Annotated in this window: 16 protein-coding genes and 1 pseudogene; 4 read left to right on the top strand and 13 right to left on the bottom strand. The window is 37.8% G+C overall.

Going from position 1 to position 12593, the window contains the following annotated elements:
• The first annotated feature begins 70 nt into the window (after window positions 1-70).
• Window positions 71-517, top strand: coding sequence for an Hsp20/alpha crystallin family protein (locus GHD25_RS12035; protein WP_164217166.1), 447 nt, complete (start codon window positions 71-73; stop codon window positions 515-517).
• A 48-nt stretch (window positions 518-565) separates the two neighbouring features.
• Here GHD25_RS12035 and GHD25_RS12030 read toward each other — a convergent pair whose 3' ends face one another.
• From GHD25_RS12030 to GHD25_RS11980, 11 genes are all read right to left on the bottom strand, one after another.
• Window positions 566-1279, bottom strand: a complete 714-nt coding sequence (locus tag GHD25_RS12030) for a class I SAM-dependent methyltransferase (RefSeq protein ID WP_164217164.1) — start codon at window positions 1277-1279, stop codon at window positions 566-568.
• A gap of 147 nt (window positions 1280-1426) precedes the next feature.
• Entirely contained in the window at window positions 1427-3958 is a 2532-nt protein-coding gene (locus GHD25_RS12025; RefSeq protein WP_164217162.1) for an FIMAH domain-containing protein, read from the bottom strand.
• 957 nt (window positions 3959-4915) lie between these two features.
• Complete coding sequence (locus GHD25_RS12020) at window positions 4916-5527, bottom strand: FMN-binding negative transcriptional regulator (protein WP_164217160.1); 612 nt, start codon at window positions 5525-5527, stop codon at window positions 4916-4918.
• A 56-nt stretch (window positions 5528-5583) separates the two neighbouring features.
• Entirely contained in the window at window positions 5584-6081 is a 498-nt protein-coding gene (locus tag GHD25_RS12015) for a GNAT family N-acetyltransferase (RefSeq protein WP_164217158.1), read from the bottom strand.
• 13 nt (window positions 6082-6094) lie between these two features.
• Window positions 6095-6298 carry a hypothetical protein gene (locus tag GHD25_RS12010; RefSeq protein ID WP_164217156.1) on the bottom strand — a complete coding sequence of 68 codons (204 nt, stop codon included), beginning with the start codon at window positions 6296-6298 and terminating at the stop codon, window positions 6095-6097.
• Between the two features lie 126 nt (window positions 6299-6424).
• Window positions 6425-6847 carry a FosM family fosfomycin resistance protein gene (gene fosM / locus GHD25_RS12005; RefSeq protein ID WP_164217154.1) on the bottom strand — a complete coding sequence of 141 codons (423 nt, stop codon included), beginning with the start codon at window positions 6845-6847 and terminating at the stop codon, window positions 6425-6427.
• Window positions 6848-6912: 65 nt separating this feature from the next.
• The gene (locus tag GHD25_RS12000) at window positions 6913-8223 is read right to left on the bottom strand and encodes an acyl-CoA thioester hydrolase/BAAT C-terminal domain-containing protein (RefSeq protein WP_164217152.1); all 1311 of its coding nucleotides are present in this window, start codon (window positions 8221-8223) and stop codon (window positions 6913-6915) included.
• Window positions 8224-8454: 231 nt separating this feature from the next.
• Window positions 8455-8799, bottom strand: a complete 345-nt coding sequence (locus GHD25_RS11995; RefSeq protein ID WP_164217150.1) for a hypothetical protein — start codon at window positions 8797-8799, stop codon at window positions 8455-8457.
• 122 nt (window positions 8800-8921) lie between these two features.
• Window positions 8922-9434 carry a GrpB family protein gene (locus tag GHD25_RS11990; protein WP_164217148.1) on the bottom strand — a complete coding sequence of 171 codons (513 nt, stop codon included), beginning with the start codon at window positions 9432-9434 and terminating at the stop codon, window positions 8922-8924.
• A gap of 10 nt (window positions 9435-9444) precedes the next feature.
• Window positions 9445-9624 (bottom strand): hypothetical protein, encoded by a 180-nt coding sequence (locus tag GHD25_RS11985; RefSeq protein WP_164217146.1) that lies wholly within the window; start codon window positions 9622-9624, stop codon window positions 9445-9447.
• A gap of 216 nt (window positions 9625-9840) precedes the next feature.
• Complete coding sequence (locus GHD25_RS11980; RefSeq protein ID WP_164217144.1) at window positions 9841-10086, bottom strand: YppG family protein; 246 nt, start codon at window positions 10084-10086, stop codon at window positions 9841-9843.
• 270 nt (window positions 10087-10356) lie between these two features.
• Here GHD25_RS11980 and GHD25_RS11975 point away from each other — a divergent pair, with 270 nt between their 5' ends.
• From GHD25_RS11975 to GHD25_RS11965, 3 genes and pseudogenes are all read left to right on the top strand, one after another.
• On the top strand, window positions 10357-10464 hold the full coding sequence (locus tag GHD25_RS11975) for a YjcZ family sporulation protein (RefSeq protein ID WP_164217142.1): 108 nt from the start codon (window positions 10357-10359) through the stop codon (window positions 10462-10464).
• A 182-nt stretch (window positions 10465-10646) separates the two neighbouring features.
• Window positions 10647-10724 (top strand): annotated as a pseudogene (locus tag GHD25_RS20185) (YjcZ family sporulation protein); the annotation flags it as partial.
• Between the two features lie 189 nt (window positions 10725-10913).
• Window positions 10914-11345 carry a DUF2512 family protein gene (locus GHD25_RS11965; protein WP_164217138.1) on the top strand — a complete coding sequence of 144 codons (432 nt, stop codon included), beginning with the start codon at window positions 10914-10916 and terminating at the stop codon, window positions 11343-11345.
• A gap of 48 nt (window positions 11346-11393) precedes the next feature.
• Here the strand turns inward: GHD25_RS11965 and GHD25_RS11960 are convergent, their stop codons facing one another.
• Complete coding sequence (locus tag GHD25_RS11960) at window positions 11394-12068, bottom strand: DUF1129 family protein (protein ID WP_164217135.1); 675 nt, start codon at window positions 12066-12068, stop codon at window positions 11394-11396.
• Window positions 12068-12394 carry a PadR family transcriptional regulator gene (locus GHD25_RS11955; protein WP_164217133.1) on the bottom strand — a complete coding sequence of 109 codons (327 nt, stop codon included), beginning with the start codon at window positions 12392-12394 and terminating at the stop codon, window positions 12068-12070. Before GHD25_RS11955 ends, GHD25_RS11960 begins: the two co-directional genes overlap by 1 nt.
• Window positions 12395-12593 lie beyond the last annotated feature (199 nt).

Below are 12593 nucleotides of genomic sequence, written 5' to 3'. Positions count from 1 at the left end.
TTCGCCCACTACACATTTACCTCATTTGCATATTTTATCGTATAAGCAACATAAATAAGAGGTGAGGTCTATGGCATCGAATAAAGATAATCTTCCATGGTCAAACAAATCAGGATTTCATGATTTATTCAACCATATGGATTCGTTTTTAAATGAATCCATCCGCAACTTCGATTCCTTTTTTAATTTAAAATCATTTGATGTAAACATGTATGAAACAAATGAGGATATTATTGTTGAAGCATACTTGCCGGGGATAAAAAGGGATCAGATTGAACTGGAAATCATCGGGAACCGGCTTCGGATTGCTGCAGAGGATATGACTATTTTAGAGGAGAAAAATGATAAAACGAAATATAATGACAGGAGGCAGTCCTTTCAAAAAACGGAACGGCTGATTACCCTGCCATTCCACGTTTCCGAAAAAGAAACGAAGGCTTCCTTCCATAAGGATACGCTAAAAGTTTCCATTCCAAAACGAAACTCCGGGAGAAAGTTTATCGATATTGACACTTGAAAAGAATAAGCCAGAATTCCATTTGAATAGGGATTCTGGCTTAATTTCTTATTTATTACAAATGAAAGCACGAAATCCCAATGTATTTTCATATGATTTCATCATTTCCTCGTGATCTTTCATTATATCGAAATAGACTGGATCCATCGGTTCGGAAAGCGAGTAATCAGGTACCGTGTCTATATCTTCCGGATCAAACTGCACTTCTGGCTTTTCTGCTTTTACAGTTTTAAATCCGGCATGACTGAATGCCTGATTCCATTCTTCCTCCGTACGAAAGTATGCATTTTCATATAACCCTTTTAAAGGCTCAAGTTCTTTATCACGTATTTTGCTTTCCATTGCCATCTCAATGGCAATTAATTTTCCATTTGGCTTTAAAACCCGTGCGATCTCAGGAATAGACTTGGCTATATCTGTAAAAAGCAAAACTGACTCGGACAAAACAATGTCAAAGGAGCCGCCGGCAAATGGCAATTCCTCCACTGTTCCTTCCACAGCCTTAAGCGGCACTTCTCCCGCTAAAAACCGTTCGTTTGCTTTTTCTACCATGATTGCATTATTGTCCAATGCGGTTAAATGGCAGCCGTATTCCCTGGCAATATAGGCAGAAGTCTGCCCTGTGCCGCAGCCCGCATCAAGAATTTTTGTTGATTCATTGAGATTTTCATTAGCCAACAGGTCTTTTGTCAGTTTCAGACCTCCAGGATGTGCTCCTCCCACGCCAAGCACTGCCAGGCAATCAAGATAGGAATAATTCATCTGCATCCCACTTTCTTTATAAACTATGACAGTTTATGATTAGAGGGAGCATATGGTCACAATACTGCCAATGAAGTTTTGACTTTCTTCACTGCTAAAATAAAAAACCCGGCAGCATAAACTGCCGGATTTTTTGTCAACTTTTAATTAGAGCTGCTGCCACTTAGTAATGATAGACTGTGTATCTGTTTTTAAAATTTTATACGCTTTATCAGAAATCAGCTCATCATTATAATATGCATCAAGCAATTGATCAAAACCGCCCATATGCCTGACCACCTTGTCACCTTTACCCTGATTTGCAAACTGGCTAACTGCTTCTAAATGCATTTGCAATGACCTGATGACCTGTTCATTCACTTCCCCTTCTTCTTCATAACGCTCGGCCCGTTCCTGCATCCCGTCAATAGTCGTCAGGATTGTTTCTTCACCGGGATATATTGCATTGGAAAGCAGCCTGAATAAGTTTTCCGGATGACCGCGAAATCCTGCTTCCAGTCCCAGCAATGTAACACCGGGATCGTGCCCTTTGATAATGACAGGCTGTCCCTGTGCAACTTGACTGTTCCTCCAAAAGCCCGCTCTAAAGAAATTCTGTTCAGAATAGGAAGCTACAACTCTATCATCTTCCAAATTGGTATACCACACAGGCTGATAGACAAAACCAAAATCATGGCTTGCATAACCTCCAGTTAAAGAGGTATCTTTATACTCAACTGTAACAATGCCATTGCTGTTTCTGCTCCCGCTATTTACGTTAACATCAGCTAACCCAAGCTCGACTGCTGCATTGGAAGCTTGAGCGCCGATCGCAATATACTTGCCTCCATTTTCAATAAATTCCTCAATATGCTGCTTATACACATCACTGTCATGAATTGAACGGCCATTTGCAATCAAAACATCATATTCGCCCAGTCCATGCTCAACTATATCTTCAGTTTCTATGTCATCCGGCTGAAAACCAAGCCTTTGAAGTGCCGTACGAGTTCCATGCATACCGGAGTCATTTAAAAGAGCAACATTTACTTCATCTAATAGGCTGGACTCATTTGGAATTGCTTTCGTTTCCAGTGTAATACCCAATGTTTCCTGAACCAAGTCGCTTAGAAGTTCTCTGTCTTCTGCATCCACATAAAAGTTCCCATTTTGAGCTTTATATACCTGAAAACCATTATCTATCAATTTATTAACTAATGCGACAGATTCCACGGAACTATTGGAGATTTCATATGGACCTTCTCCAGCCAGATTGCCTTCGAGTTCGACACTTTCCACTTCACTTGCTTCCACCTCAACACTGGAATAAGCGGGTATTGCATCAAAGCCCCATAACTCCGGCAAACTCCATCCTGATATATCATACATTGCAGTAACTTGGTCACTAATATCTTCCCCATCCCAAAGCAATGTGTTTGCCAAACCTGCTCTTGCTTGTCTCATATTTACTATAAATGTTCCTTCTTCATATTGCTTACCATCTGCTGTAAATGCGTTTTGTGCTTCCAGAACCTTAATTCCGCTTTTTCGCAGATGGTTAACTGTCTTAACTGTGACAGAAGGATCTCTATCATTGACAGGCAATAAATACGCTTCAGGGAAAAATCCATCTTCATAATTAGGATGATCGTTTTCCATACCGCGTTTGAATACCTCTATTTGATCAAGAAGCATTCCAGCTTTGTTTTCAGTTGCAAATTTCAAAGCGCCCATTACAGCATGGTAATGCCAGTCAACCCCATCAACACTGTTTGTTGGTGCCTCCAAGGTTGCAACATATGTTCCATGGTACATCGTATATCCTGGAGTAAATATCGGCGGATAATCATCCCACCCATCTTCAGCATCACGGTAAGGGATATGGGTGCCTGTCATGTTTCTGTACATATCTGTTTCAAAATCATCTTTATTGCTCACCAATTCATCTTCCATTGCCTCCGCCTGATCTAACGCCCATTTAATATACAAGTCATGTTCGATATTAGGGTTATGCGGTGCTGTTGTGGGTTCAATCAGGCCAGGCGCATCAGCCGACCGGACAACATACCCGTGTAAGTCCAGATGAACTAGCGGAAGCCAGTCAACAATTAAATCAATATTTACATCCGTCTCCGGCTGGGCAATAGTAACAAAATCACGGTTAAGATCATAGCCATTGCTGTTTTGTCTCGTTCCCAATATGCGCCCGTCCGGGTTTGCCACTACATTAAAAACCAATATATTTTCTTCAAGAATTTGTTCTGTTGTTTCGTCATTATCATAAGCAAATCTATCAATTAGTTTTAATACGGCATCAGTACCGACATATTCATTGCCATGAACGGAGCCATTAATCATGAACGGTACTTTAACATCAGGATTTTCTTCCACAAATTCTTGCGCTTCTTCCGGATCTTCAATCATTAAATCCCGTAATTCCTCAGACTCTTCAATAGCTTCACCCTGATCTCCATCGATAATGGTAACAGCATAAATATCACGTCCCTGTACCGATTGACCGATAACTTCTACAGATACACGATCACTTTCTTCCTCATGCTGTTCTAATATGGATCCTATGTCTTCGTAAGGAACAGGTTCATAGATTGTATCTGCAAGCATTGGTTTAATTCCGACAACGAAAGAAAACATGACTACGGTGAATAAAATAGCAAAAGGTAATCTAAAATGATTCCTCATTATTATCTACTCCTTTATTTTTGATCACGTCCGGTAGCGGATTCTTGGAGAAGGAAAAATACAAATCTATTATTTAAAGCGCTTTCATAATTGAATAAGCAAGTCACCTCCAAGATTTATATTTAAGTTACTTCTATATGCAAAAACATATGATGTAAATAATAGATTTAAGCTATGCTGCAGCATTTTGTCGGTTTTTATCTATTATTAAAACAGTACACAGGATATCAAAAGATTACAATAGGGAATAATACACAAAATACCCCTGCTCTAAAATAGCTAATTTTCTCATTTATAGCTTAGTAGTATCTTCTTATTGATTGTTGTTCATGTTAATAAATTCCCATATCATTTAATGGAAAAATGTTATACATTTACAGGTATTACCTGACATAATATTTACGGTCAATCCAGCAAACCTTTCATATATAAGGCTTTTCATAGTTAAAGTGCCCTTATCCATAAATAATTGCCGAGCGCTGTTAAATTTTATACTAAATGGCTCAATATCCCAATACTACAATCGTCGTGTATATGGTATAAAAGAACTGTTTTATGGAAAAAGAGGTATTTAGGTATATGAAAAAACAACATTAATAGCTTACTTCAAAGTTCACCTTTTCGTATATGGCTATTAGTACCTGCCCAGGCATCAATTATATTATCCAGCGTTCCGTAGGGGTTACATTATATGTAAAAGCAAATGAATTAAAAATGACATCGAAAGAAGACAGGTTTTAGCTGAATAACACAGTTAATGGAATATACTTCCTGGATATTAAGCTTTAAATATGCAGGTGGTGAGAAAATAACGGGGAAGAGATGAAGCCTTCTTACGGTGAGAGGCTTCACTCAAGTGAGCTGGTTGTAGACATAAGTGCAGTAAAAAAGTCATAAATCCTCAATTATTTCCGCTGCTTTCCAACAGCAATTAGTTATTTTCAGCCAATAAGAACTTCACAATTTATCCTTCATCTCATCCGCTACCTTATTGGCATTTAAATCATTTTCCTCATACAATTTATCGATGATATTTTGGTAGTCTTCTCTTGTACGATTTTGACTCAGCTTATATGCAGCCTGTACCTCATTGATTTTAATTTTAAAACCAACGACTCCTCTTATTTGTTTCAACGTTTGAGGAGAAAGGTTTTCCCATAATGCAGCATTTTCGCGGTCGCTTTCATATTTTTCCAAAAGTAATATGAGGTCTTCCTTCAGTTCTTCTTCACTCATTATCTCTGCTCTGCCGTAAACGTGAACTGATTGATAATTCCATGTAGGTACATCCTCCTCTTTATACCAGGAGGAAGATATATAGGCGTGCGGTCCCTGGAACATCACAAGTACCTCGTTACGCCCGTTCCCAAACGTTTTCCATTGCGGGTTTGCTTTAGCGATATGTCCGGTTATATAATAATCTCTATTAAGCTTACGCAGCATTACAGGGGTATGCGTTGCAATCGGTTTCCCTTCTTCTGCAGTCACAACAGTGCCGAAACCATGCTGCTGAATAAATTGTTGGATTTTCTCCATATCTGTTTCTTTGTAATGTCTGGGTATAAACACTATGCTGCCCCTTTCCCGAGTCGGTGTTTGTTCAAAATAAAAATAACCCTGCCATTTCATTCTTTCAATTTAAGATTTTTATACATATTACACCACTGTACACCTGCATGCTGAGAGTCCGATCTTCCATGATTTTCAAAGCCCAGCTTTTCATAAAAAATGACTAATTCCTCCCTGCAGGTTAAAGTAATAGCCTCTCTTTCATTTTCTTTTGCGAGTGCTGTCAGTTTTTCAATAAGCATGCGTGCTATTCCCCGGTTTCTCTCATTTTTTGAAGTGACAACACCCAATATGCTTTGTATTCCGCCTTTATCGGGGTTTTTGGTTATTCGTTTAAAGAGGTCATCGGTTATATATGGCTGCTGAATTACCGGACCATTGATAAATCCTGCAATGTCTCCTTTTAATTCTGCCACCAGGAAGGTGTCCGGTATTATGTTTATTCTATCAATAAAGACATCTTTTGTGGCAGCTTCTGCTTCTATAAAACTTTCTTTTTCGATTTCCAGAATCTGATCTAAATCTTCAGGCTGTACATTTCTTACTTTAAACATAGTATCTCTCCCGTTAAATCCTGCTTTCTTTTTTTATCTTCCTATTTCTGATGATGCCCCAGATGACCAGCCCGACCAGGAAGAGAAACAAAACTGAGAAGACAATGCCATTTCCCGTTTCATGGTTTGTAAAATTGCGGTAGGCATACATTGCCATGGAAATGGAACTAAAACATAAAGCAATAAGAATAAGCGGATGAATCTTCACTTTTTCCAATATATTCACTTCTTCCTATAACTGAAAAATGTATGGAACCCTGTTTTCTAAATATAGTTACACTTACAACTGTTCATCTACTTGTGTTAAAAAATATCTTTAATTTTGAGCCCTGCCTGCTGTATTTTAATCAAAAAACTCCATATGTCCTTTTTCTTCTTTATAATAGGCCAGCCTTTCCTGCAAAGTGCCTGTATGAAATTCAAACTTATGACCGTCCGGATCTGTAAAGTAAATGGATTTCTTATCTCTATCATCTCTTGGCCTTCCAGATAGTATATTTACTTTTAGTTCTTTTAGCTTTACGTACAGGCTATCAAAATCCGCTTCATCGATGGAAAAAGCGATATGTGTATAAGAATGCTTTATTTCATTTCGCGGGATACCTTTTTCTTCATTAAGGGCAATCCACATTCCGTTTAAGTCAAAATAAGCAGTACTCCTGCCTTTCACCAGCAATTTTGCATCGAATACGTTTTTATAAAATTCTATGGAGGTCTCCAAATCAGAAACAGAAAACAAAAAATGATTTAGCCCCTTTATAGTCATCTTTTCACCTCAAATCGATAATCTTTTTCCCATGATCATTTGTATTTCCACTTAACATGAACTTCTTATTTATCCCATGTATTTCTTGCATTGCCTGTATTTTCTTCAAGAAATTGCAGTATCCGGTCCCAGGAATCCTTTGCTGCTTTTGCATTTGCTGTCTTCGAACCGCCAAATGTCATCGTCATCCCCCCTCCCACGTTCATAAAAACCCTGGCAGGCATGTTTATGAAACTATAGGGGAAAGATAAAAAGTGACCGGCATTTTCATAATAAAGGTACCGATTTCGTTGTGTTGCATTTGTGCTTTTCAGCTTGTCTTCCATCATTTTAACATACCTGCCTGATGGCCATAATTGATCATCTTCTCCGGATATAAACATAACCGGCACATGAATATTTTCAACAGGAATTCTTGCTTCAGTTATTCCTTTCCGGTACTTTAGCGTATTGTCCCAAATTGATAAATAAGAGATTGGTTTTTTTAATATCCAGTTCTTTAGTATAGAGAACATAGTGGAGAAGCGATATGTAAACTTAATATATGGCAAGGCTTTCCGATTAAACGTCCATGATGAAACAGGAGCAAAAATGCCATTTTTCATTCCCGCTGTTATATAGGCACTAGGGGCACCTGCTATTATTGATTGGTAGTAATCAAACGTCGCTCCTAAAAGAAGGGCGAGTTCCCCGCCTCTCGAATAGCCGATCAAGCTTACATTCCCATTTACATATGGATGATCTTTCAGCCACATCGTAGCTTTTTGAAAGTATTCTAAAGGAATATTCTCAAGGTCTTTCGGTACTCCTTCTGCACCAAAATAACACAGCGCAAACGCTGTATACCCTTTAGATGCCAATAAAGCCGCTGCATGCTCCTCCATCCCGCCATCTGAACCACTTAATATCATGACCGCAGGGTACCTGCCGTTCCGTTTCGGATGAAATAGCGTCCCTTTTACTTGCGCATGTTGAACAGTTTCCTTTATTACACCATCTGTATAAAAATATCGATTAATTGTTACCGAATCATGTTCTTTCCCATCTGCTTTCAAAACCAGATTGATAGAAACCTTATCAGAGCTGCTCTTTACATAATAATCTCCCCATTTTGACTCAGCATGCTCCATAGACCAGAATAAGCCGGAACTATCCGCTTGATTATAAGTACCTTTAATTGGTTTTTGCGAAGATACATTCACCATACCTTCGTGATCAGCAATAAATGTAGCATAAGAGCAAAATTTCTTTTCTTCTTCATCATACGTTGTTGCATGTATGGTCACCTCGCTATTCTTTAAACATCCGATTACTTTTATAGTCAATTCCTCATCAATATATGATTCAATTGAACTAATCTGGAATTTAGGTGCCACATGATCCCCTCATTTTTTTCTATATTTATTGTTAACAGACTGCGGTTTAACATTTTTGTTAAATCAAATATGTAAGGCTCTATATAGCTGCGGTATCCATCCGTCAAACCTTCTGGTAATAAAATTAATGACCTATGCCTCACAAGTTTTCTTATCCCTTTCACATATTCCATATTGTAAAAACACCTTCTTCCTTAGCAAATGCGTCTCTTAATTAATATCTTTTTATACCTATTTACTTGAGGAGAGAGGAATTTTAAGTTGGAATAACCCGATAATAAGAAAAATAAAAGCGGCAAGTTCGATGATTTTTGGAATTACCGAGATCCAGGCAGTCAGTTGTGCTATTGTCATATCAAGACTCAATTCTATATTTCCCGATATGACCCCGTCTACATAATTGCCTATTAAAGGCGTTGCCGCAAATGTATAGATTTTATGTATAATCAATAAGACAAAAAAATAAACCCCGGCTTTAAATGAATACTTTCTGCTAATCCTCAGACCAATTAATAATAATATGAGAATTATAACAGAAATTATTATCCCAAGTATTCCGCCTGAGTTTTCTAACAAATTAAACACCACCTTTATTGAATGAATCAATGTAAACCCTGTGATTCACTTTGTCATCTATAATTATGAAAAAACAATTAGATTAATAGAATCACCCCTCCCCTGTCTTCACAAAGGAAAGGTTAATTTTTATACCATTGCAATGCTTTAGCCTCAATCTCTTTTACCAATGCTTCCTTGCCATTTATGTATGACTCCATATCATAGGGAAACTGTTTTGCCAAATTGTCTTTCAAGTCTCCATATTTTTGTTTCTCATTGGCATGTGCTCTTAAGTAATCCCGGAAAGCCAGATGCCGTTCTATATGATAACTTCCCTCTTGAAAAATGTGTACATGATGTGTTCGCCGGTCTTTGCCTTTTATAAAAAACCGTCTTCCGGGAATTCCATTTTCCCCTTTTGGTTCATATCCGAGCACCTGCATTTCCTCATTGTATTGATCAACCACCTCTATATTTTTCACAACAGGCATCATATCTATAATCGGCTTTGCTTTCAACCCGGAAACTGAAGTACTGCCAATGTGATGAATTTCTGCAATTTCCTGTTGAAATATATGTTGAATCTTTACAGCTTCCTCTCTAAATTGTAAGCACCAGTTTTTACGATGCGGACAAACCTCTACTCTTCTCAAAAAAGCACCTCTATTCTTCTTTTTGTGCAGCCCTTCTGAGGTAGACAGCAATAACAGTCCCAATTAAACCGCCAAGAAACATACCAAACATATTCGCCCAGTCTATACCTTCGTTTCTGAACCACCCCACTGCCAAGAGAGCGAAAATGACACCGCCGGTCCAACTCAGAAAAAATGTAAAACTACCCAATTTATACCTCCCTTTATTCTAATTGAATCGAAAAATATGATCTTTTATAAACTAATATATGTTAAATCAATTTTAACATATTTCCGCTTGACTCTAACAAATACTTGCAATTTTACAAAATAAATAAAAAATGGATCAAATCACGACCTGATTTGATCCTAATTTTAAAAAAGACTTCCGGGCAAGTAAATATACACTTTTGCATCAATCTTATTCTCACCTGAAAAACCTGGTAATCATTGGGCTGACCTGACCATAGATTTTACTTACATGCCCAACAGTATTTGAAATTTTATCAAAATCCCACTCCCCATTTTCGTTCTGAAGCATGGACAGTAAATTCTGCCTCGTCTGATTCGGTTGTTGTGTTATTCGTTGCTGAGGTATTCTTTGAGGCTGCCGAGGAGGCGGTCCAAAAGGTGAACGAGGCGGCATAGGCGGTCTTTGTCTTACTGGAAACATCCTATCACCTCCTTGAATTGTGCTTGGTATATCCTATTCACCCAAACAAATTTCGAAAAGGTATCTGCCCTTAGAAAATGCAGTTTCTGAGATTTAATTAAATAAAATTTCCTTTAGAAATGGAATCATTTATGTCTTATCCACTGTGAAAATTTCCGGTAAAATATAAAAATCTTTAACGCCCATTTTTTCTTATATGGGGAGATACCCATGTCAATATACGGCAAATGACATATATTATTAACAAAAGGAGATGGAGGTGTTAGCTTAATGAGTGGTGGTACTGCTGGCTATGGTGGGGGATTCGCCTTCGTCGTAGTGTTATTTATATTACTAATCATCGTAGGTTCTGCTTACGGTGGATATGGATATTATTAAAAAACTTCGCTTGCATGCTTTATGGAGAAAGTCTGAGTATTGCAAGAGTATGAGCTTAAAACCTTGTATTTATACAGATAAAAAAGTTTTACACTTTTAATCTGTATAAAACTAATCCAATAACAGGAGGTATCATTATGTCTTATTGCGGATATGGCTATGGATATGGCGGTGGCTACGGTGGTGGCTACGGCGGAGGCTTTGCCCTCATTGTCGTTCTGTTTATCCTGCTTATCATCGTTGGAGCAGCATGGTTCTAAAATTAAACCTGAACCGTTTCGGTACAGCACCGGAACGGTTTTTTTGTGGCAATATCTTAGTAATTTAGTTTAAAAAGAAAAGCGGGCTGTTGTAAAATTTACCGTCCTTCCTGTTTATGTATATTTTTTGCCATGATTCACATCCTACAGATAGGAAAACAATATACTTTGAAAGGACATATCCTATTTATGAAACATGTCGAAGCAATACTTATAAAATTTCTATCTACTCTAATTGCGCTTTCTCTGTTATTTTTGCTGTTTAATATGCCCAGCTACTTGGATATTGTAATCATAAGCATCGCCGTCACTGGGATCGGATATCTGTTAGGCGATTTGTATATCCTGCGCAAGTTTGGAAATGGCATCGCTTTTTTTGCTGATTTTGGTTTATCTGCCGTCACTATTTGGCTGCTCAGTTTATTCCTTATCGGTCCTGGTTTTCCTGCACTAACCATGGCCCTGCTCGCAGCTGTTTTTATTGCTGTTGCAGAGTCCCTGTTCCATATATACATGAATGCTTACGTCCTTGATCCGCGACACAAACCCTTTAATTATACCGAAAATAAGCTACAGACCGAGTTTTCCGATGAAGATGATTTTCGCAACTTAAAAAAATAAGCAAAGTCTCCCAGATTAACCAGGGAGACTTTTTGTATGCTGCCAGTACTATATAGACTTTCTCGTCATTCGTGCTGCGAAATAAAGAATCAGTCCAAGCAATGCTGTTATATAAACGGGAACTTCCATCACCGGGCCAATATCTGGAATGATAAAAATCAGCAAGACAAAAACACCAATAACAATCATTCCGAATAACCAATACACAAGAAATTCTGCTGCTTTATTTATCTCTCTAAAACAACTCCAGCGAAAATATTGAATGATCGCATATAGAAATAAAAAAGCAATTGGAATGGATAAAACTGTTTTAATAAGTAAACTTCCGAGCAGGATTTCCTGACTAAGTGAATGTAGGTTGAAAATAAAATAATCGATTATCGTAAATAAAGCAGAGAAAATACTGACCGATGCAAAAAAATATAAAATGGCCATGGAGAATAGCTTCATTCTTTCCTTCGTCACCATTTTCGGAAGTTCACCGATGATTTGGTCAGCATATTGCTTCGGATTATCGCCAAATACATCGTTGGCCATCCTGCCCTCCAATTGTGCTTCCAATAAGTGATCAAGCAGCTCAGATAAGATTTCTTCTGTTTCCTGTTCAGATTTATCATAAGATAAACGTATATAAACAAGCATATCTTCGTAAAATTTAAGGTTCTGCTTTTCCAGTTGTTTACGCTTCACATTATTCAATTGAATTAATTCCTTTGCATCCATCATGTTTCCTCCTTTGTTAACAGCCGATCGACCGGAACTTTAATTCCTTCCCAGTTTGATTTGAAGTCCTCTAATGCCGCTATCCCTTCATCCGTAATGAAATAATATTTTCTGTTCGGGCCGCTCGGTGACTTTTTCATTTCTCCCTTAATCAATTTTTCTTTTTGTAAACGTAGTAAAACCGGGTAAATCGACCCTTCACTGACCTCCAGCCCATAATCCTGCAGTTTCATGGAGAGTTCATAGCCATAAATCGTCTGATTTTCTATAATCGCCAGTATACATCCTTCCAAAATACCTTTTAATAATTGGCTTCTTAGTGACAAGACTTCCACCTACCTTGTATAACCATATAGCATACAAAAAAATAAATACCTTGCTATACGATAAAGTCTAACAACAAACAGACTATCTTGCAATACCAAATAGGTTTAGGCTGAAATTAATATTGAAATTTAGTTAGAGTAAAATGTTTGTGGGAGAACATATACCCCATTCCTGGTGTTGGAATCGTAAGATTTCAAC

This window comes from Virgibacillus aidingensis (genome assembly GCF_010994035.1).
Classification (GTDB): Bacteria; Bacillota; Bacilli; order Bacillales; family Amphibacillaceae; genus Virgibacillus_N.
Note: the sequence above shows the minus strand (reverse complement) of the source record. Positions and strands in the feature narration are given on the sequence as shown.

Coding starts and splice junctions, on each gene's coding strand:
- GHD25_RS12025 (WP_164217162.1), bottom strand. CDS start 3,958: ATGAGGAATCATTTTAGATTACCTTTTGCTATTTTATTCACCGTAGTC.
- GHD25_RS11965 (WP_164217138.1), top strand. CDS start 10,914: ATGAAACATGTCGAAGCAATACTTATAAAATTTCTATCTACTCTAATT.
- GHD25_RS11960 (WP_164217135.1), bottom strand. CDS start 12,068: ATGGATGCAAAGGAATTAATTCAATTGAATAATGTGAAGCGTAAACAA.
- fosM (WP_164217154.1), bottom strand. CDS start 6,847: ATGACTATAAAGGGGCTAAATCATTTTTTGTTTTCTGTTTCTGATTTG.
- GHD25_RS12035 (WP_164217166.1), top strand. CDS start 71: ATGGCATCGAATAAAGATAATCTTCCATGGTCAAACAAATCAGGATTT.
- GHD25_RS11975 (WP_164217142.1), top strand. CDS start 10,357: ATGAGTGGTGGTACTGCTGGCTATGGTGGGGGATTCGCCTTCGTCGTA.
- GHD25_RS11980 (WP_164217144.1), bottom strand. CDS start 10,086: ATGTTTCCAGTAAGACAAAGACCGCCTATGCCGCCTCGTTCACCTTTT.
- GHD25_RS12030 (WP_164217164.1), bottom strand. CDS start 1,279: ATGAATTATTCCTATCTTGATTGCCTGGCAGTGCTTGGCGTGGGAGGA.
- GHD25_RS12015 (WP_164217158.1), bottom strand. CDS start 6,081: ATGTTTAAAGTAAGAAATGTACAGCCTGAAGATTTAGATCAGATTCTG.